This window comes from Mycobacterium sp. E3305 (genome assembly GCF_001666785.1).
Taxonomy (GTDB): domain Bacteria; phylum Actinomycetota; class Actinomycetes; order Mycobacteriales; family Mycobacteriaceae; genus Mycobacterium.
On record NZ_LZJA01000251.1, the window covers coordinates 1 to 19,112 of the forward strand.

Below are 19,112 nucleotides of genomic sequence, written 5' to 3' on the forward strand. Positions count from 1 at the left end.
CTGGACGACCCGGAACGGTTCCTCACCGACCTGGAAAAGTGCTGGATGCTGATCTTGGGTGGGATCTTGCAACCGGACCGGGCCGATTACTTCAGCCAATTCCTAAGGCGGCGAGCGGCGCTCGCCGTCAACTCCAGTTCGAGCGACCAAGGCTCGCCTTAGTGCCGACCAGGTTGAGCAGACTGCCCGCCAGCCGCGGCAGCGGCTGCTAACGTTGGACGTCTTGCGGTGGATGTGAACCCACATCAATGACTCCGCGCACCCGACGCGACTCCGGAGGTGCAGAGACAGTGCCGCGCCAGGTCCGATCCGAAGCCACTCGGCGGAAGATCATCGACGCCGCGATCGAGGTGTTCGGGGAAGTCGGGTATGCCGCCGCCGGGTGGGGGGCGATCATCGAGCGGACCGGGATGACCAAAGGCGCCCTGTATCACCACTTCGATTCGAAGGAATCGCTGGCGTCCGACATCCTCAAGGAAGGCTCCGAGAGCCTGCTCACGGCATTCGGGAACGTGTGCAAGTCTTCGTCGCCGGGGCTGGAAAACCTGCTACACGGCGCCTTCACCATCGTGGTAGTGCTCAACTCGGACAAGACCGTTCGCACGGCCGAGCAATTAGCCTGTGCCTTAAGCGGATTGAACGAGGCCGCGGGGGACTTCTATGCCGACCTGGCGGTGAAGATCGCTGATGAGGCCAGGCGGGCCATCAGCGAGGGAGACCTCCGCAAGGACGTCGACCCCAAGGTGCTCTCCGAGTTCCTCGTTGGAGCCATGTTCGGAACGCGACTGGTATTCAATGCGATAACCCGTCGTGAACCCAATAGGGGAGGCCCCGTCGACATCGGCGGTCGCCTGCGTCAGATCTTGGAGCTCCTGCTGCCCGGCACGGTGACCGAGGCGTCGTTGCCCTATTTCCAGCAGTTCCTCGGTCGCGAAGTCATGCGTCATGCCCCGGCCATCGCGGCCCGCCCCGACGCCGACACGGAACCCCTGATCGGCTAGAGCTCCACGGTCGCGCGGTCGGGCCGGATGCGCCACACCCGCTTTCGCGGCCATCGAGACGGCGAATCAGTAATTGAGGTTGACGCGCATTCCACAATGCATACTGTTCCGGTGATGTACCGGAGACGTCTGGGCAAAGTGGTCGCGCTGGCCGCGGTGGTTGGGTTTTTGGTGATGAGCGCCCCGGCGTCGTGGGGTGCGCCCGGCGAACCGGCTACCGCCGCGGACTCGCCGACGTTGTCGCTTACCGACATCGGGTCCGCTCCCACCCTGGAATTCTGGGGGGTGACGAGTACCCAACAGCTCACCGTGCCGGTGCTGCATGGCCTGACACCGACGGCACTGAACGCCACCGTCGAGATGCCGATCAATCTGCGGTCCGGGGTGCTCACTGTCACGCAGGGCGAGCGCACCATCGCGCGGCTGAATTTGCCCTCCACCGATCAGGCCCCAATCGTCATTCCCCTGGCGGGCGCGGAGGTCAACGACAATTGGCTGTCGGTGACGCTGCGTTCGTACGTGGTGCCATTGGACGGATACTGCCTCTACCCGTGGAGCCCGCTGCGCCTGACCAACGGGTCGATCACCTACACCGGGGTCGAACTGCCGCCCACCACGGTGGCGCATTTCCTGCCGCCGGTGCTGCGCAAGCTTTCCATCTACCTGCCGCCGTCGCCCTCGCCGAACGAGTCCGATACGGCGGTCCAACTGGCCGCCTCCACCGCCTCGCACTACGGCCGGCAGACCCCCGAGATCGCGGTGATTCCGCTGGCCGAAGGCCAGGCCGCGCCGCCGGCGCCGCCGCAACCGCTGGAACGTCAGATCGTCGTCAAAGAGGGCCCTGACAACGGGCTTTCGCTACAAGGCGCCTCGGGTGTGCCGTGGTTGCTCATGTCCGGACCGCTCGGCCAGTCGGACGAATCGAACACGGCGGTGTTGTTCAACGACGTCTCGCAGTTGGCGCTGTCTTCCAAGGCGGCGGTGGAACAGCTCAAACCGAGCGTGCAGCAACTCGGTGGCAGCGTGACGTTGCGCGAGTTGGCGCAGCCCGTTCTCAACTCGACGTCACTGCAACCGCGGGTGTCGATCGGAATCGACCAAACCCGATTCGCCAGATCGGTGCACAACGTGCGCGTGCATCTGCAGGGTTCCTACACCCCGACACCGGGGAACGTCGGCGGTCAGATCGCCGTGACCATCGGCCCCGAAACCATCGACCACTGGCCGACCGACGGCCACGGCACCATCGACCGCTGGATCGATGTGCCGGACCGACTGCTGCAGCGCTACACCAGTATTGATCTGGTCCTCGACGTCGCCGCCAACACCGGGCATTGCGGCGACTTCTACACCGCCGGGCCGGGGAGTCAGCTGCTGACGCTGAACATCAACGGCGACACCACAATACAGAGCGACCCGGCAGCCCCGCCGGTGCCGGACGGCTTCCAATCGGTGCCGCAGTCGTTGATGCCCCGGATGCAGGTGGGCATCGAGGCCCACTCGTTGATAGACACGGTGCGGGCGATCGGCATCGTGGTGGGCCTGCAGCGAATCAGCGCCGTGCCGCTCTACACCACGGTCACGACCGCGCAGCAGGCGATCGACTCGTCGGACCCCGCGATAGTGATCTCCGCCGACGGGTGGAACCACTCCAATGTCGCGCTTCCGGTGGCTGCCGGGCCGAGCGGGCCCATCACCGTCAATGCCGTCCAATTCGACGGCAAGCCCGCCAAACTCACACTCGACCCAGATCTCCGGTTCGCCTCTCTCCAAGTGGTTTTCAACCGCGGCAGGTCGCTGTTGGTGGCGACGTCAAATGGGGCGCCGGGGCAACTCGACGAGTTGCTGCGGTGGCTCAGCGGCGATAACAAGCGCTGGCAACGACTCAAAGGCGCCGCGGTGGTGTCCGCGCCGGGCGGGCAGGACCCGGTGACCGTCGAGCACTCGCCCTCGGCCGGTGGTCCGACCGCGGCGTCGCAGGGGCACTCCGACCTCGGCTGGCTGTGGTGGTTCGGCGCGGGCTGGGTTGCGGTGGCCATCGTCGGCGGCGGGGTGATCCTGTGGCGCACCAGGCGCGAATCACGGCGGCGGCGTTAGCGTCTGTGCGTAACCGCGCGTCCCGTGCGGCCGTCCAGCGCGAGACCTGATGCCCACCAACAGGTTTCGCTTACATCGACGACCGACCGCAGGACGTCGACGCGTTCCGGCCGATGATTTCCCGGGCCTGCCGCGTCCCCGCTAGCGGTCCTCCTGCCACAACTGCTCGGTCAGATCCTGGAACGCCGCGAGCACGAACTGGTCGTCGGCGCGCATCGCCGCCGACTTGCTCATCAGGGCGCGTACCACCGAACCGTCCTTGTGCGCCAATTCGACCACCATGTTCGCCAGGGAATGAACGACGGATAACAACGAATCCGAGGCCGGTGCCTGATGGAAGATCTGGTGGAACTTCAGCTCCAACACCTCTTCCCGGTCATAACCCATCATCTCGGCGAACGCGGCGTTGGAAAACAGGATGGTGCCGTCATTCTCGATCGCCAGCACCGGGATCGGGATCCGCTCGAGCACAACCAGTGCCGGCAGCTGTTTCAGGGTCGTCATCGGCGAGTCACCCTCTTGCCGATTGCGTCGTCGGTCCACCGGCCGATTATGGCGCATAACATAGGCTATACACAGGCCTTCGAGCAGATGCCCGGCCAGGATTGGCGCCGTATTTCGTTTCCCGCTCGCCGAAGGCATCCCTGAACACCTTCGTCGGCCCGCTCGCGCACCGGGTCGGTGATCGGCCGGCGGCGCGCGGTCCGGAGGCGCGCCGACGTCGACATCGGTGACGTCGTGTTAGCGGTGGCACAGAATATAGCAACGCTATTGACAGCCGCGCTCTCGAGGGTTAGCGTTGCTAGCACCTACGGGAGATGAGGAGTGTGCGCCACGGTCGCCACCGTTTTCGCGGTCGTCGCGGTGCTGGGTACCGGGGTGGTCTACGGCACCGACGTGTTCTGCGCGATGGTGCTGAGGCCCGCGATGGCCCGCATCGACGATCGGGCCCTGCTCGCCGTTGCCGGCAACATCCATCGCTATGGGGATCGACGGATGCCGGTACCCGGCGTGCTCGGCCTGGCGGCGGCGACGATCAGCCTGGCATTCGCCGCGGCGTCCGGCCGCTGGGCGCAAGCCGGCGCGGCCGGCGCCGCCGTCCTCCTGCTGCTGGCGTGGCTGCTGATCTATCTGCGGGTGAGCGCGCCGATCAACCGGCAACTCATCGCCGGCGCGGATCGACCCGAGTTGCCGACCGATGCTCGTGCGCTGCAGCGCAACTGGGACAGAGTGATCACCACCAGGGCCACCCTGCAGGGCCTCGCCGTCGCGGCGCTGTGCCTGGCAATGTCGGTGTGAAGCTGGTGGCGCGCTCGGCTCGCGAGCGGCTAGTCGGCTTGGTAGCGGGGGAAGACCCCGGTCGGCGCCGGGAGCGCCGTGCCGGGGGTCAGCCGTTTGCCTATCGCGTCGAAGCTGCGCTGTTCGGGCGCCTGGCCGAGCAGATCCAAAAGCTTGCCCGCCGATTCGGGCATCACCGGCTGGATCAGCAGCGCCGCGATGCGAACGGCCTCGCAGGTTGTGTAAAGCACTGTCGCGAAACGCGTCTGGTCCGCCGCGGAGTCGCTCTTGCGTAGCACCCACGGCTGCTGGGCGGAGAAATATCGGTTGGCGGCGCCCAGCATCAGCCAGATCGCTTCCAATGCCAAGTGCATGGCCTGCCCGTCGAAGGCGGCGCGCACGCGGTCCAGCAGGCCGTCGGCCGTCGCCAGCAGTTCGGCATCTTCGGCGGTGAATTCACCGGGCGTCGGCACCACCCCGTCCAGGTTCTTGGCCACCATGGACAGCGACCGCTGGGCCAGGTTGCCCAGCTCGTTGGCGAGGTCGGTGTTGATGCGCGTGACGATGGCGTCTTCGCTGTAGCTGCCGTCCTGGCCGAAGGGGACCTCCCGCAACAGGAAATAGCGCAACTGGTCCACGCCGAACGTCTCGGTCAGCGCCACCGGGTCGACGATGTTGCCCACCGACTTGCTCATCTTCTCGCCCCGGTTGAGCAGGAACCCGTGCGCGAACACCCGGCGCGGCAGCTCGATCCCGGCCGACATCAGAAACGCCGGCCAGTAGACGGTGTGGAACCGGATGATGTCCTTGCCGATCATGTGCAGGTCGGCGGGCCAGTAGCGGCGGAACATCGGCGAGTCGGTGTCGGGGTAGCCGACCCCGGTCAGGTAATTGGTCAGCGCGTCGACCCAGACGTACATGACGTGATCGGGATGGTCGGGCACTTTGACGCCCCAGTCGAACGAGGTGCGCGAGATCGACAGGTCGCGCAGGCCGCCGGAGACGAAGCTGACCACTTCGTTGCGGCGCACTTCGGGGGCGATGAAGTCCGGGTTGGCCTCGTAATGGGCCAGCAGCTTGTCGGTGTACGCCGAGAGCCGGAAGAAGTAGGTCTGCTCCTCGGTCCACGTCACCGGCGTTCCGGTTTCCACGGCGACCCTTGTCCCGTCGACCACCGCGGTCTCGGATTCGACGAAGAACCGCTCGTCGCGCACGGAGTACCAACCCGTGTAGCTGTCCAGGTAGATGTCTCCGGCGGCGTCCATCCGCCGCCAGATCTCCTTGGACGCTTCGTGATGGTCGGCGTCGGTGGTGCGAATGAACCGATCGAAGGAGATGTTGAGCTTCTCCTGCAGGCGTTGAAAAACATCGGAATTCCGCCGCGCCAGCTCGGCGGTCGGAAGGCCCTCCGCCGCCGCCGTCTCGAGCATCTTGAGGCCGTGCTCGTCGGTGCCGGTCAGGAAACGCACGTCGAACCCATCGAGCCGCTTGAATCGCGCGATGGCGTCGGTGGCGATGTACTCGTAGGCGTGCCCGACGTGCGGATTGCCGTTGGGGTACGTGATCGCGGTAGTGACGTAGAAGGGCCTCATCGAGAGTCCACCTTATTGTGTGCGCGTGAGCTCCAACCGACGAGAACGAGAAGCGCCGCCCGCACCCGAACCGCTGGCCCCCCTGGTCGACGCCCACACCCACCTCGACGCCTGTGGCGCGCGGGACGCCGGGGACGTGCGCGCCATCGTGGATCGCGCCGCGGCGGTCGGGGTGGGGGCCGTGGTCACCATCGCCGACGACCTGGCTTCGGCGGCTTGGGTGACCCGCGCCGCCGAATGGGATCCGCGGGTGTACGCCGCGGTGGCGCTGCACCCGACCCGCGCCGATGCGCTCGACGACGCCGCCCGCGGCGAAATCGAGCGGCTGGTGGCCCACCCCCGGGTGGTGGCCGTCGGCGAGACCGGCCTGGACCTGTATTGGCCCGGGCGCCTCGACGGGTGCGCGCAGCCGGACACCCAACGGGAAGCGTTCGCCTGGCACATCGACCTGGCCAAGCGGTGCGGCAAACCGTTGATGATCCACAACCGGGACGCCGACGCCGAGGTGCTCGACGTGCTGGCGGCCGAAGGCGCGCCCGACACGGTGATCTTTCACTGCTTCTCGTCGGACGCCGCGATGGCCCGCCGCTGCGTGGACGCCGGATGGTTGCTCAGCCTGTCGGGAACGGCGAGCTTCCGCAACGCCCGCGACCTGCGGGAAGCCGTTCCGCTGATACCGCTGGAACAACTGCTGGTGGAAACCGATGCGCCCTTCTTGACGCCGCATCCGTACCGCGGTGCACCGAACGAGCCGTATTGCCTTCCTTATACTGTCCGGGCGGTCGCCGAACTGGTGGGCCGTCCCGCCGAAGAGCTGGCGCAGGCCACGACGAGCAACGCTCGGCGGGTCTACGGGCTGGCTCCCGGTTGACTCGCTGCACGGGACGATTGCGTTAACGAATTCGCGCCGGAGTTGCTCAACTTTGGCCGGTTCGTTACCGTCTTGTGATCGAAAGGGTGGGGCCTACGGGCCCTTATTTGTCGCTTGGTGCTGATTAGGTCGTTGGAGTAATTGCTGTGGTCGGGATAGACGCGCGTTGACTGTATTAACAAAACTTCATCAGACACCGTCGCCGATGTTGCGGCTCATCGTCGGAGGACTGTTACTGGTTCTGGCGTTCGCAGGTGGATTCGCGGTCTCCGCGTGCAAGACGGTGACGCTGACCGTCGACGGCATCGCGATGCGGGTCACGACCATGAAGTCGCGGGTCATCGACATCGTGCAGGAGAACGGCTTCGCCGTCGACGAGCGGGACGACCTGTACCCCGCCGGGGACGTCAAGGTGCACGACGCCGCCAACATCGTGTTGCGCCGCAGCCGCCCGCTGCAGATCTCGCTGGACGGTCACGACACCAAGCAGGTGTGGACGACCGCATCGACCGTCGACGAGGCCCTGGCCCAACTCGCCATGACCGACACGGCCCCCGCCGCGGCCTCCCGCGGCAGCCGGGTCCCGCTCGCGGGGATGGCGCTGCCCGTCGTCAGCGCGAAGACGGTCCGCATCACCGACGGCGGCACCACCCGTACGGTGCACCTGCCCGCGCCCAACGTCGCGGGGCTGCTGAGCGCGGCCGGCGCCCCGCTCCTCGAAGGCGACCAGGCGATGCCGAGCGCGTCGTCCCCCATCGTCGACGGCATGGAAATCCAGGTGACCCGCAACCGGATCGAGCGGGTGACCGAGCGAATGCCGTTGCAGCCCAACGCCCGTCGGGTCGAGGACCCGGACATGAACATGAGCCGCCAGGTGGTCGAAGACCCGGGCAGCCCCGGCACCCAGGACGTCACCTTCGCGGTCGCCACCGTCAACGGCGTTGAGACCGGCCGGTTGCCGATCGCCAACACCGTGATCACCCCGGCCCGCGACGCCGTGGTGCGGGTGGGCACCAAGCCCGGAACCGACGTGCCACCGGTCACCAACGGCTCCATCTGGGACGCGATCGCCGGCTGCGAGGCGGGCGGAAACTGGGCGATCAACACCGGCAACGGCTACTACGGCGGTGTGCAGTTCGATCAGGGCACCTGGGAGCGCAACGGCGGGCTGCGGTTCGCCGCGCGCGCGGACCTGGCGACCCGGGAAGAGCAGATCGCAGTCGCCGAGGTGACGCGCGAGCGTCAGGGTTGGGGCGCGTGGCCCGTGTGCAGCGGAAGAGCAGGGGCAAGCTGACCATCCGGCTGCTCGGTCGCACCGAGATCAGGCGGCTTGCCAAAGAACTTGACCTTCGGCCCCGGAAATCCCTCGGTCAAAACTTCGTCCACGATGCCAACACGGTCCGCCGGATCGTCTCGACCTCCGGGGTCGGCCGATCCGACCACGTCCTCGAGGTCGGACCCGGCCTGGGATCGCTGACGTTGGCGTTGCTGGACCGCGGCGCCACGGTAACCGCCGTCGAAATCGACCCGGTCCTGGCCGATCGGCTGCCGCAGACCGTCGCCGAACACTCGCACAGCGAATTGCAGCGGCTCACCGTACTCAACCGCGACGTCTTGACCCTTCGCCGGGAAGAGTTGGCCGCGCAACCCAACGCGGTCGTCGCCAACCTGCCCTACAACGTCGCGGTGCCCGCGCTGCTGCACCTGCTCGCCGAATTCCCCTCCATCCAGACGGTGACCGTCATGGTGCAGGCGGAGGTCGCCGAACGCCTCGCCGCCGAGCCGGGCGGCAAAGACTACGGCGTGCCCAGCGTCAAGGTCCGCTACTTCGGGTCGGTTCGGCGGTGCGGCATGGTGTCGCCGACGGTCTTCTGGCCGATTCCCCGCGTGTATTCCGGGCTCGTGCGCATCGACCGCTACGCCACCCCGCAGTGGCCCACCGACGAGGCCTTCCGCCGTCAGGTCTTCGGACTGGTGGACATCGCGTTCGCGCAGCGGCGCAAGACGGCCCGCAACGCGTTCGTCGAGTGGGCCGGCTCGGGGAACGAGTCGGCGAGTCGCCTGTTGGCCGCCAGCATCGACCCGGCGCGCCGCGGCGAGACCCTGTCCATCGACGACTTCGTCCGGCTGTTGCGCAGATCGAACGAACCGACTGACACCGCGACGCAACAGCAGACCTCGCCGGGCTGACCGCGGCGCCGTCGGTGCCGCTGCATGTGGTCGGCCGGTGGCAGCGATAGTCTGCTCCGGTGTCCGCGTCTGACGGCAATACCGCCGCACAGTGGGTGCCGACCGGGTCGGTCACCGTTCGGGTGCCCGGGAAGGTCAACCTCTATCTCGAGGTCGGCGACCGTCGCGAGGACGGTTACCACGAGCTGACAACCGTCTTTCAGGCCGTCTCCCTGCTCGACGAGGTGACCGTCCGCAACGCCGACGTGCTGTCGCTCGAGCTCGTCGGCGAGGGTGCCGACAAACTGCCCACCGACGAACGCAACCTTGCCTGGCAGGCCGCCGAGCTGATGGCCGAACACGTCGGCCGGGCGCCCGACGTCTCGATCATGATCGACAAATCCATCCCCGTGGCCGGTGGCATGGCCGGCGGCAGCGCGGATGCGGCGGCGGTGCTGGTCGCCATGAACTCGCTGTGGGAACTCAACGTGCCGCGTCGCGACCTGCGCATGCTGGCCGCGCGGTTGGGCAGCGACGTCCCCTTCGCGCTGCACGGCGGCACCGCGCTGGGCACCGGCCGCGGCGAGGAGCTGGCCACCGTGTTGTCCCGCAACACCTTCCACTGGGTGTTGGCGTTCGCCGACGGGGAGCTGCTCACGCCCGCGGTGTTCGCCGAGCTCGACCGCCTTCGGGGGGCGGGCGACCCGCCCCGGCTCGCCGGGCCGGGCCCGGTGCTGGCGGCCCTGGCCGCGGGCGACCCGGAACAGCTGGCGTCGCTGCTGGGCAACGAGATGCAGGCCGCCGCGGTGAGCCTGAACCCGAAGCTGCGCCGCACGTTGCGCGCGGGCGTCCAGGCCGGCGCCCTGGCGGGCATCGTGTCCGGCTCGGGCCCGACGTGCGCGTTCCTGTGCTCCTCGGCGGCCTCGGCCGTCGACGTGGGCACCGAGGTGTCCGGGGCGGGCGTCTGCCGCACGGTGCGGGTCGCCAGCGGGCCGGTGGCCGGGGCGCGCGTGGTTCCGGCCCCCACCGAAGTGTGAAAATCACCCCAAAACGCGCATTCGTTTGGGCTGTTCCCTAAGAGGAGTTTAAGATAATGCGCGGTGACGGGTAGCGCTGAGCAAGATCACTTATTTTCGTCGTCCGCCGGAGCCCCCGGCGGACGACTGGTGCTTCGGGCCCACGAGCGTTTTTCGGGCCCGGTCCGCGCTTATCGGGCGACCGGACGCGGGGTTGCCGGCTCATCGCCGTTTCGAGACCTAACCGCTGCCCGACTGTGTTTGCGAGCCTGCTGCGAAGAGCTACCGAGTGGGCGGAATATGAAATCTCGGGCGTTGGGGCAAGCGCCGGAACCGAGGAGGTTTGAGTGAGCAGGTTTACCGAGAAGATGTACCGCAATGCCCGCACCGTGACGACGGGCATGGTCACCGGTGAACCCCACGAACCGGTCCGCCACACGTGGGGCGAGGTCCACGAACGCGCCCGCCGCATCGCGGGCGGCCTGGCCGCCGCCGGCATCGGCCTCGGCGACGCCGTCGGTGTCCTCGCCGGCTTCCCGGTGGAAATCGCCCCGACCGCCCAGGGGCTGTGGATGCGCGGCGCCAGCCTGACGATGCTGCACCAGCCCACCCCGCGCACCGACCTGGCCGTGTGGGCCGAAGACACGATGAACGTCATCGGCATGATCGAGGCCAAGGCCGTCATCGTCTCCGAGCCCTTCCTGGTGGCCATCCCCGTGCTCGAGGAGAAGGGCATCAAGGTCCTCACCGTCGCCGACCTGCTGGCGTCGGAACCGATCGACCCCGTCGAGGTCGGCGAGGACGACCTGGCGCTGATGCAGCTGACGTCCGGTTCCACCGGCTCCCCGAAGGCCGTCCAGATCACCCACCGCAACATCTACTCCAATGCCGAGGCGATGTTCATCGGTGCCCAATACGACGTCAACAAGGACGTCATGGTCAGCTGGCTGCCCTGCTTCCACGACATGGGCATGGTCGGCTTCCTGACCATCCCGATGTACTTCGGCGCCGAGCTCGTCAAGGTCACGCCGATGGACTTCCTGCGCGACACGCTGCTGTGGGCCAAGCTCATCGACAAGTACCAGGGCACCATGACCGCGGCGCCCAACTTCGCCTACGCGCTGCTCGCCAAGCGGCTGCGCCGCAACGCCAAGCCGGGTGACTTCGACCTGTCGACCCTGCGCTTCGCGCTGTCCGGTGCAGAGCCGGTCGAACCCGCCGACGTGGAGGACCTGCTGGACGCGGGCAAGCCGTTCGGCCTGAGCCCCTCGGCGATTCTGCCGGCGTACGGCATGGCCGAGACCACGCTGGCGGTGTCGTTCTCGGAGTGCAACGCCGGCCTGGTCGTCGACGAGGTCGACGCGGACCTGCTCGCGGCCCTGCGCCGCGCGGTGCCGGCCACCAAGGGCAACACCCGCAGGCTGGCCACGCTCGGCCCGCTGCTGCAGGACCTGGAGGCGCGCATCATCGACGAGAACGGCGACGTGATGCCCGCCCGCGGCGTCGGCGTCATCGAGCTGCGCGGCGAGTCGCTGACGCCGGGCTACCTGACGATGGGTGGCTTCATCCCGGCGCAGGACGAGAACGGTTGGTATGACACCGGCGACCTCGGCTACATGACCGAGGAGGGCCACGTCGTGGTGTGCGGCCGCGTCAAGGACGTCATCATCATGGCCGGCCGCAACATCTATCCCACCGACATCGAGCGGGCCGCCTGCCGCGTCGAGGGGGTGCGGCCCGGGTGCGCGGTCGCGGTGCGCCTGGACGCCGGCCACTCCCGCGAGACGTTCGCCGTCGCCGTCGAGTCCAACGCCTGGCAGGACCCGGCCGAGGTGCGCCGCATCGAGCACCAGGTCGCGCGCGAGGTGGTGTCCGAGGTCGACATGCGGCCGCGCAACGTGGTGGTGCTCGGGCCGGGCACCATCCCGAAGACACCGTCGGGCAAGCTGCGCCGGTCCCACTCCGCCACGCTGGTCACTTAGGCGCTTACCAGGCGTGGACGCGGTTCTGCGCCGGCTCCAGCCCGAGCTCGACGAGCAACTCCGTGGCGTCCGCGGCCTGCTCGCAAATGGTCGGCACCTCGCCGCGCTCGGCCGCCGAGAAGTTCTCCAACACGAAGGCCGCCGGGTCTTTGCGACCGGGTGGTCGGCCGATCCCGATGCGGACGCGCTGAAACTCCTTGGTGCCCAACGCGGCCGCCACCGAGCGCAGGCCGTTGTGACCGCCCTCGCCGCCGCCGATCTTCAGCCGGATGCGGCCGAAGTCCAGGTCGAGGTCGTCATGCACGACGACGATGTCGGCCGGCGCCACCGAATAGAACTTCGCCAACGGGCCGACCTGGCGGCCGGACTCGTTCATGTAGCAGCGCGGCTTGGCGACCAGGACCGAATGTCCGGCCAACCGGCCGCTGACCACCTCGGCGCCGGACCGCTTGTGCACCTTGAACTTTGACCCCAGTCGGCCGGCGAGCAGGTCGGCGACCATGAACCCGAGGTTGTGCCGGGTGCGGGCGTAGTTGTCTCCGGGGTTGCCCAGGCCGACCACCAGCAACGGCTCGGCCACGTTGCGAACCGCCTACTCGGACTCGTCCGCGGGGGCCTCGGCCTCGCCGGCCTCTTCTTCGGCGGGGGCCTCTTCGCGCTCGGCGACCTCGCCCGCGCCCTCTTCCTCGAGGTCCTCGGCCGTCGGCGCGACCACCACGTTGACCACCAGCATCTCCGGGTCGGAGACCAGGTTGACGCCCCGCGGCAGGGCGATCTGGCCGGCGGTGAACTGGGTGCCCGGTTCGGCGTCCTGCACCGACACGGTGACGTGCTCGGGAATCGACAGCGCCTCGGCCTCGATCTCGATGGTGTTGGTGTCCTGGGTGACCAGGGTGCCCGGCACGGCGTCGCCCTCGACGACGACGGTCACCTCGACGACGACCTTCTCGCCGCGGCGCACGACCAGCAGGTCGGCGTGCTGGATGGTGCGGCGGATCGGGTGGATGTCGAGCGCCTTGGTCAGCGCCAGCTGTTCCTTGCCGCCGATGTCCAGGGTCAGCACCGCGTTGGTTCCCGCGTGGCGCAGCACGGCCGCGAAGTCGTGGCCGGGCAGCTCCAGGTGCTGCGGGTCGGAACCGTGCCCGTAGAGGACGGCGGGGATTTTGCCTTCGCGGCGGGCCCGGCGGGACGCGCCCTTACCGGTCTCGGTTCGCACCGTGGCGGTGAGCTGGTTGCCTGCGGACTTGGCCATCGTGTCGCTCCTGTGTGCTCGTCAGTGTGGGGGCACGGCCAGGGTCGCGACAGTTCGTCGGTCTCCGTCGATAACGGTGCTGGCAGGCCAGCCACCCTCGCCGTGACGCCCGGTCAGGTTAACGCATGCGCACCTGGGAGCGGAAATTGCGGCGGTCTGCGTCACTTGCGTCACTCCGCCACCTGGCCGGGGCGATGGCCGAGATGCCCGCCTCGCAGCGACTACCCGCGGCGCGCGGGCGTTGTCGCTCGGAGGTGGGCACATCGCCGGCCGACCGCGCGAGAGGCTGGCGAGGCTGGTGGGGGCGGTGGGGTTCGGTCGGAGGGCTCAGAGCGGGAATTTGGTGCCGGTGAGCTGCTCGGACAGCTCCCAGAGCGCCCGGGCCATTGCCGGGTCCTGCGCCCGCCGGCTGCGCGCCACCGGTTGGGTGCGGCCGAGCTGGCCGAACCGCGGCCCGACGAACGTATCGCCGGGCAGGTCCTGCGACGCCGCGTACAGCGTCTGGCGCGCGCCGAAGTCCGCGTCGGTGGCCACCACCCGGGTGACCGCCGACATCATCGCGTCGCCCAGCTTGCGGCCCGAGGCGCCTTGCAGATTGGTGTGCGAATAGCCGGGGTGCGCGGCCAGCGCGCGCAGCTTCGAACCGGACGAATCCAGGCGCCGCTGCAGTTCGCTGGTGAACAGCAGATTGGCGAGCTTGGACTGGCTGTAGGCCAGCCAGGGCGAGTACCGCCGCGTCTTCCAATTCAGGTCGTCGAGGCTGATCCGACCCGCCCAGTGCGCCATCGACGACACCGTGACCACCCGATCGGTGAGCTTGGGCAGCAACAGGTTGGTGAGCGCGAAATGCCCGAGGTGGTTGGTGCCGATCTGGCTTTCGAAGCCGTCGACGGTCTGCGCGTAGGGGGCCGCCATGATGCCCGCGTTGTTGATCAGCACGTCGACCTCGTCGACGCCGTCGGCGAATTCGCGCACCGACGACAGGTTCTGCAGGTCGAGCGGGCGCACCTCGACCGGGCCGGTCTGAGTGCCCCGGATCTGCAGCGCGGCCTTCTCGCCCTTGCGAACGTCGCGAACCGCCATGACGAGCGTGGCGCCCCGGCGCGCCAGCTCGCGGGCGGTCACGGCGCCGAGACCGCTGTTGGCCCCGGTGATGATCACGGTGCGCCCGGCGAACGAGGGCAGGTCTGCGGCGGTCCAGTTCGTCATGGCTGACGAGCCTAAGCGATCACGTCGAGATTGCCGCCAGGGCTGTGATTCGGGCCGCGATCACGACCATGGTGGCAATCTCGCCGACCAAAGACCGAAATCACTTCGCCGCGACGACGAACCCCCGCATGATCGCCTCGATGTCGGTGGACTGCGCGACCGCCTCGTTGGCCAGGCCGGTGATGGTGAGCTGAACCAGGTATCGCTGCTTGGCGGGCGGCGACCCGGTGGCGATGACGATCCGGTTGAAGCTGTGCAGGCGTGTGCCGTCCAAGTCGTAGCTGCCCTGGATCATCGACGAGGGAAAGCCGTTGTAGGGCGTCGTCGAGGCGTCGAGCTGCTTGAAATTCTCGAACAGCTGGGCGTCGTCGTTGCCGTGCTGGATCACCTGGGCCGGATCGAAATCGCCATTCAGCTTGAACACCACCAGCCTGGCGGTCGGGTACTTGTTCCCCTTGGAGAGCATTACGGTCTCCGGCGAGATGTGCGGATTGCTCGCCACCGACCAGCCCGGGGGCGTCGGGATCGAGACCGTCAGGTCGGGCAGGTTGCCCGGCGCCACCTGTTGGCCGGTGACGCCGATGTTCTGCAGATACTGCGACAGGGGCACGGGCTTTTCGACCCGCGTCGTCGTGGTCGTGGTCGTCGGAGTCGTCGACCAGATCGATTGGTAGTCAGGGGTTTTCGGACCGCACGCCACCGCGGACAGTGTCAGCGCGATGGCCGCGGCCGCATACCCACGTCTCACAGAATCTCGCGGACCGCGTCGACCGGCCGGGCCAGCCGGGTGCCCTTCGGTGTGACGACGAACGGCCGCTCGATCAGGATCGGGTGTTCGACCATGGCGTCGAGCAACTGGTCGTCGGTCGCATCGGCGAGATTGAGTTCGGTGTAAAGCGATTCACGCTTGCGCACCGCGGTCCGCACGTCGATCCCGGCGTCGTCGATCATCTTCACCAGTTCGCCGCGCGACGGCGGGTTCTTCAAATATTCGACGATTGTCGGCTCAACCCCGTTGTCGCGCAACAAGTCCAGCGTTTTGCGGGATGTGCTGCAGCGGGGATTGTGGTAGATGACGGTATCGGCCATCTAGGCGTCTCCGTCGAACAGCCCCGTGACGGAGCCGTTTTCGAAGACGGCGCGAATGGTGCTGGCCAGCAGCGGCGCGATGGACAAGACGGTGAGCTGCGGGAAGCGCTTTTCCTCGCCGATCGGCAGCGTGTTGGTGACGATCACCTCGCGGGCGCCGGACGCAGCGAGCCGCTCGGCGGCCGGGTCGGACAGCACGCCGTGGGTGGCCGCGATGATCACGTCACCAGCGCCCTCGTCGCGCAGCAACTTGACCGCGCCGGCGATCGTGCCGCCGGTGTCGATCATGTCGTCGATCAGCACACATGTCCTGCCCTGCACCTCGCCGACGACGCGGTTGGACACCACCTGGTTGGGCACCCGCGGGTCGCGGGTCTTGTGGATGAAGGCCAGCGGGACTCCGCCCAGCGCGTCGGCCCACTTCTCGGCGATCCGCACCCGCCCCGAATCGGGGGAGACCACGACCATGTTGCCGTCCGGGTAGTTGTCCCGGATGTACCCGGTCAGCAGGTTCTGCCCGCGCATGTGGTCGACCGGCCCGTCGAAGAAACCCTGGATCTGGTCGGTGTGCAGGTCGACGGTCACGATCCGGTCGGCGCCGGCGGTCTTGAGCAGATCGGCGACCAGCCGCGCCGAGATCGGCTCGCGGCCGCGATGCTTCTTGTCCTGCCGGGCGTACGGGTAGAACGGCATGACGGCGGTGATGCGCTTGGCGCTACCCCGCTTGAGCGCGTCGATCATGATCAGCTGTTCCATCAGCCAGTCGTTCACCGGCGCCGGCGCCGATTGCAGGACGAACGCGTCGCACCCGCGGACCGACTCGTCGAACCGGACGAAAATCTCGCCGTTGGCGAACTCCCGCGCCGTCTGAGCGGTGACGTGGACGTCGAGCTCCTTTGCGACCTGCTCGGCCAACTCCGGGTGCGCACGGCCGGAGAAGAGCATCAGGTTTTTGCGGTTGTCGGTCCAGTCGTGGCTCAACGCACTGCCCTCGCCGTTCGGATCAAAAGTGGATGGCCAATCGTACGTAGCGAATGGTACGGAAATGTGGCCGGGTTACCAGATAGCGAAATCACAATGTCTATTCGGGCTCGCCGGCCCCGGTCGCCTTTTCGGCCGCTTCGGCCGCCGCGCTGCCCGGCCGTTTGCGCTGTACCCAGCCCTCGATGTTGCGTTGCGGGCCGGCGGACACCGCGAGCGCGCCGGGCGGGACGTCGTCGCGGACCACGGTTCCCGCGCCGGTGTACGCGCCGTCGCCGACCGTGACCGGGGCGACGAACATGGTGTCCGACCCGGTGCGCACGTGGGAGCCGATCGTGGTCCGGGCCTTGGACGTGCCGTCGTAATTGACGAAGACGCTGGACGCTCCGATGTTGCTGTGGTCGCCGATGTCGGCGTCACCGACGTAGGTCAGGTGCGGAACCTTGGTGCCGGTGCCGATCGTGGAGTTCTTGGTCTCGACGAACGCGCCGAGCTTGCCGTCATCGCCGAGCACCGTGCCCGGCCGCAGGTAGGTGAAGGGCCCGACCGTGGCGCCGGCGCCGATGGACGACGACGTGCCGTGGGTGCGCACCACCGACGCGCCGTCGCCGACGGTGACGTCGGTGAGCGTGGTGTCCGGGCCGACGACGCAGTGGCCGCCAAGCTGGGTGCGGCCCAGCAGCTGCGTGCCCGGGTGGATGACGGTGTCGCGGCCGATCGTGACGTCGACGTCGATCCAGGTGGTGGCCGGGTCGACCACCGTCACCCCGGCCATCTGGTGGGCGGCGACGATCCGGCGGTTGAGTTCGGCGCCCAATTGCGCCAGCTGCACGCGGTTGTTCACGCCGGCCACCAGCGCGCTGTCATCGACGTGCTGGGCGTGGATGGCCCGCCCGTCGCCGCGCAGGATGGCGATGACGTCGGTCAGGTACAGCTCCTGCTGGGCGTTGTTCGAGCTCAGCCGGCTCAGCGCGGAGCGCAACGCGGGAACGTCGAAGGCGTAGACGCCGGCGTTGACCTCGCGGATCTCGCGCTGGAAAGGCGTCGCGTCGGCGTGTTCCACGATCGCGGTGACCTCGTTGTCCTGGGTGCGCAGGATGCGGCCGTAGCCGGTGGGGTCGTCGAGTGTCGTGGTGAGCACCGTCGCGGCGGCCGATCCGGCGTTGTGCGTCGCGATCAGGTCGGCCAGGGTGTCGGAGTCCAGCAGCGGCGTGTCGCCGGAGGTGACGACGACGACGCCGGCGTAGTCCTCGGGCAGCGCGGACAGGCCGCAGAGAACGGCGTGGCCGGTGCCCAGCGGCCGGTCCTGCAGGGCGACCTCGATGGCCCGGCCCAGGCCGTCGGCCCATTCGGCGACCAGCGGAGCGATGCGCTCGTGGTCGTGGCCGAGGACCACGACCAGGTGTTGCGGGGCGGCCTTGGTTATCGCGTGCAGGAGGTGGGACAACATGCTGCGCCCGCCGATCGTGTGCAGCACCTTGGGGGTGTCCGACCGCATCCGGGTGCCGGGCCCGGCCGCGAGCACCAGGACCGCGGTATCACCACGAGACGCCACGCTTCTCCTTCCGACGCGAGCGTGCGTGTCTGTACGCCGACACGCCGTCAAGCGTGTCACCACACCTGACGTCGACGCAAAGACCACTTCGGTCCGACTCGCCGACCGTGGGGCCTGCGTACGGGAACCGTGCCGAATTCGTGCATAGGCCCCACCCCCGACCCAGGGAGCAAAGCTCCGTCGCCAGGACTCGAACCTGAACTATCTGAACCAAAATCAGAGGTGCTGCCGATTACACCACGACGGATCGCAAGGCCCATCGGCCCGCGCCACCAACAGACTTTAGACGGTGGACGGGCCGATCGCGGCGCCGAGGGAAAGACGGGCGGTTCGGTGCCTGCGACGCTATACGCTGATTGACGTGGCTGTTCTCGACAAGGAGCCGGACAAAGAGGCACGCGCCCCGCGCGCCAGGATGACCGGTACCGAGCGCCGGCAACAACTCATCGGCATCGCACGCTCGCTGTTCGCCGAGCGCGGTTACGAGGGCACCTCGATCGAGGAGATCGCGTTGCGCGCCAACGTGTCCAAGCCGGTCGTCTACGAACATTTCGGCGGCAAGGAGGGGCTGTACGCCGTGGTGGTCGACCGCGAGATGTCGGCGCTGCTGGACGGCATCACCTCGTCGCTGACCAACAACCGGTCCCGGGTGCGGGTCGAGCGGGTCGCTCTGGCGCTGCTCACGTACGTCGAAGAGCGCACCGACGGCTTCCGCATCATGATCCGCGACTCACCGGCCGCCATCAGCTCGGGCACCTACTCCAGCCTGCTCAACGACGCCGTCAACCAGGTCAGCTCAATCCTGGCCGGCGACTTCGCCCGCCGCGGCCTGGATCCCGAGCTGGCGCCGTTGTACGCGCAGGCGCTGGTGGGCTCGGTGTCGATGACGGCGCAATGGTGGCTCGACACCCGGGAACCCAAGAAGGAAGTGGTCGCGGCGCACCTGGTCAACCTGATGTGGAACGGGCTGACCCACCTGGAGGCCGACCCCAGGCTGCAGGACAGTTAGCCGCCGTCGAC

General features: G+C 68.0%; 18 protein-coding genes, 1 tRNA gene and 1 pseudogene. 10 read left to right on the forward strand and 10 right to left on the reverse strand.

The genetic code is table 11. The annotated features are described in order from the left end of the window. The 3 genes and pseudogenes from A5701_RS29080 to A5701_RS22830 all read left to right on the forward strand — a co-directional run. Positions 1-162, forward strand: a pseudogene (locus A5701_RS29080) (TetR/AcrR family transcriptional regulator); the annotation flags it as partial. A 128-nt stretch (positions 163-290) separates the two neighbouring features. Then, the gene (locus A5701_RS22825; RefSeq protein WP_067759431.1) at positions 291-1,001 is read left to right on the forward strand and encodes a TetR/AcrR family transcriptional regulator; all 711 of its coding nucleotides are present in this window, start codon (positions 291-293) and stop codon (positions 999-1,001) included. Between the two features lie 96 nt (positions 1,002-1,097). Next, entirely contained in the window at positions 1,098-3,098 is a 2,001-nt protein-coding gene (locus A5701_RS22830) for a hypothetical protein (RefSeq protein ID WP_067759434.1), read from the forward strand. Positions 3,099-3,239: 141 nt separating this feature from the next. On the opposite strand, the gene A5701_RS22835 is transcribed toward A5701_RS22830, so the two are convergent. After that, on the reverse strand, positions 3,240-3,602 hold the full coding sequence (locus A5701_RS22835; protein WP_067759437.1) for a PAS domain S-box protein: 363 nt from the start codon (positions 3,600-3,602) through the stop codon (positions 3,240-3,242). A 321-nt stretch (positions 3,603-3,923) separates the two neighbouring features. Between A5701_RS22835 and A5701_RS22840 the strand changes: the two genes are divergently transcribed. Next, the gene (locus A5701_RS22840; protein ID WP_067759440.1) at positions 3,924-4,397 is read left to right on the forward strand and encodes a DUF1772 domain-containing protein; all 474 of its coding nucleotides are present in this window, start codon (positions 3,924-3,926) and stop codon (positions 4,395-4,397) included. Positions 4,398-4,426: 29 nt separating this feature from the next. Here A5701_RS22840 and metG read toward each other — a convergent pair whose 3' ends face one another. Continuing rightward, the gene (gene metG / locus A5701_RS22845; RefSeq protein WP_067759443.1) at positions 4,427-5,968 is read right to left on the reverse strand and encodes a methionine--tRNA ligase; all 1,542 of its coding nucleotides are present in this window, start codon (positions 5,966-5,968) and stop codon (positions 4,427-4,429) included. Positions 5,969-5,987: 19 nt separating this feature from the next. Here metG and A5701_RS22850 point away from each other — a divergent pair, with 19 nt between their 5' ends. From A5701_RS22850 to A5701_RS22870, 5 genes are all read left to right on the forward strand, one after another. Beyond that, positions 5,988-6,839, forward strand: a complete 852-nt coding sequence (locus A5701_RS22850; protein ID WP_067759447.1) for a TatD family hydrolase — start codon at positions 5,988-5,990, stop codon at positions 6,837-6,839. Positions 6,840-7,005: 166 nt separating this feature from the next. Further along, positions 7,006-8,133 carry a resuscitation-promoting factor gene (locus A5701_RS22855; RefSeq protein ID WP_197505040.1) on the forward strand — a complete coding sequence of 376 codons (1,128 nt, stop codon included), beginning with the start codon at positions 7,006-7,008 and terminating at the stop codon, positions 8,131-8,133. Then, positions 8,097-9,029: a 16S rRNA (adenine(1518)-N(6)/adenine(1519)-N(6))-dimethyltransferase RsmA gene (gene rsmA, locus A5701_RS22860; protein ID WP_067759452.1), complete on the forward strand. Its 933-nt coding sequence runs from the start codon at positions 8,097-8,099 to the stop codon at positions 9,027-9,029. The genes A5701_RS22855 and rsmA overlap by 37 nt, the downstream gene beginning before the upstream one ends. Positions 9,030-9,088: 59 nt before the next feature. Next, on the forward strand, positions 9,089-10,045 hold the full coding sequence (locus A5701_RS22865; RefSeq protein ID WP_067759458.1) for a 4-(cytidine 5'-diphospho)-2-C-methyl-D-erythritol kinase: 957 nt from the start codon (positions 9,089-9,091) through the stop codon (positions 10,043-10,045). A gap of 326 nt (positions 10,046-10,371) precedes the next feature. Then, positions 10,372-12,006, forward strand: a complete 1,635-nt coding sequence (locus A5701_RS22870) for a fatty acyl-AMP ligase (RefSeq protein ID WP_067759467.1) — start codon at positions 10,372-10,374, stop codon at positions 12,004-12,006. A 4-nt stretch (positions 12,007-12,010) separates the two neighbouring features. Here A5701_RS22870 and pth read toward each other — a convergent pair whose 3' ends face one another. From pth to A5701_RS22910, 8 genes are all read right to left on the reverse strand, one after another. Further along, positions 12,011-12,586 carry an aminoacyl-tRNA hydrolase gene (pth, locus tag A5701_RS22875; protein WP_067759473.1) on the reverse strand — a complete coding sequence of 192 codons (576 nt, stop codon included), beginning with the start codon at positions 12,584-12,586 and terminating at the stop codon, positions 12,011-12,013. 12 nt (positions 12,587-12,598) lie between these two features. Then, complete coding sequence (locus A5701_RS22880) at positions 12,599-13,258, reverse strand: 50S ribosomal protein L25/general stress protein Ctc (protein WP_067759478.1); 660 nt, start codon at positions 13,256-13,258, stop codon at positions 12,599-12,601. Between the two features lie 327 nt (positions 13,259-13,585). Beyond that, positions 13,586-14,467: an oxidoreductase gene (locus A5701_RS22885; RefSeq protein WP_067759483.1), complete on the reverse strand. Its 882-nt coding sequence runs from the start codon at positions 14,465-14,467 to the stop codon at positions 13,586-13,588. Between the two features lie 100 nt (positions 14,468-14,567). After that, on the reverse strand, positions 14,568-15,215 hold the full coding sequence (locus A5701_RS22890) for an LpqN/LpqT family lipoprotein (protein ID WP_067759488.1): 648 nt from the start codon (positions 15,213-15,215) through the stop codon (positions 14,568-14,570). Continuing rightward, positions 15,212-15,556, reverse strand: a complete 345-nt coding sequence (arsC, locus tag A5701_RS22895; protein WP_067759501.1) for an arsenate reductase (glutaredoxin) — start codon at positions 15,554-15,556, stop codon at positions 15,212-15,214. The genes A5701_RS22890 and arsC overlap by 4 nt, the downstream gene beginning before the upstream one ends. Next, on the reverse strand, positions 15,557-16,537 hold the full coding sequence (locus A5701_RS22900) for a ribose-phosphate diphosphokinase (protein ID WP_067759508.1): 981 nt from the start codon (positions 16,535-16,537) through the stop codon (positions 15,557-15,559). A gap of 100 nt (positions 16,538-16,637) precedes the next feature. Continuing rightward, the gene (glmU, locus tag A5701_RS22905; protein ID WP_067759515.1) at positions 16,638-18,092 is read right to left on the reverse strand and encodes a bifunctional UDP-N-acetylglucosamine diphosphorylase/glucosamine-1-phosphate N-acetyltransferase GlmU; all 1,455 of its coding nucleotides are present in this window, start codon (positions 18,090-18,092) and stop codon (positions 16,638-16,640) included. 175 nt (positions 18,093-18,267) lie between these two features. Then, positions 18,268-18,339 (reverse strand) — tRNA-Gln (locus A5701_RS22910). Positions 18,340-18,507: 168 nt separating this feature from the next. Between A5701_RS22910 and A5701_RS22915 the strand changes: the two genes are divergently transcribed. Beyond that, on the forward strand, positions 18,508-19,101 hold the full coding sequence (locus A5701_RS22915) for a TetR/AcrR family transcriptional regulator (protein WP_156670229.1): 594 nt from the start codon (positions 18,508-18,510) through the stop codon (positions 19,099-19,101). Positions 19,102-19,112: the final 11 nt, after the last annotated feature.

Coding starts and splice junctions, on each gene's coding strand:
- arsC (WP_067759501.1), bottom strand. CDS start 15,556: ATGGCCGATACCGTCATCTACCACAATCCCCGCTGCAGCACATCCCGC.
- metG (WP_067759443.1), bottom strand. CDS start 5,968: ATGAGGCCCTTCTACGTCACTACCGCGATCACGTACCCCAACGGCAAT.
- A5701_RS22880 (WP_067759478.1), bottom strand. CDS start 13,258: ATGGCCAAGTCCGCAGGCAACCAGCTCACCGCCACGGTGCGAACCGAG.
- A5701_RS22885 (WP_067759483.1), bottom strand. CDS start 14,467: ATGACGAACTGGACCGCCGCAGACCTGCCCTCGTTCGCCGGGCGCACC.
- A5701_RS22915 (WP_156670229.1), top strand. CDS start 18,508: ATGACCGGTACCGAGCGCCGGCAACAACTCATCGGCATCGCACGCTCG.
- A5701_RS22835 (WP_067759437.1), bottom strand. CDS start 3,602: ATGACGACCCTGAAACAGCTGCCGGCACTGGTTGTGCTCGAGCGGATC.
- A5701_RS22830 (WP_067759434.1), top strand. CDS start 1,098: ATGCATACTGTTCCGGTGATGTACCGGAGACGTCTGGGCAAAGTGGTC.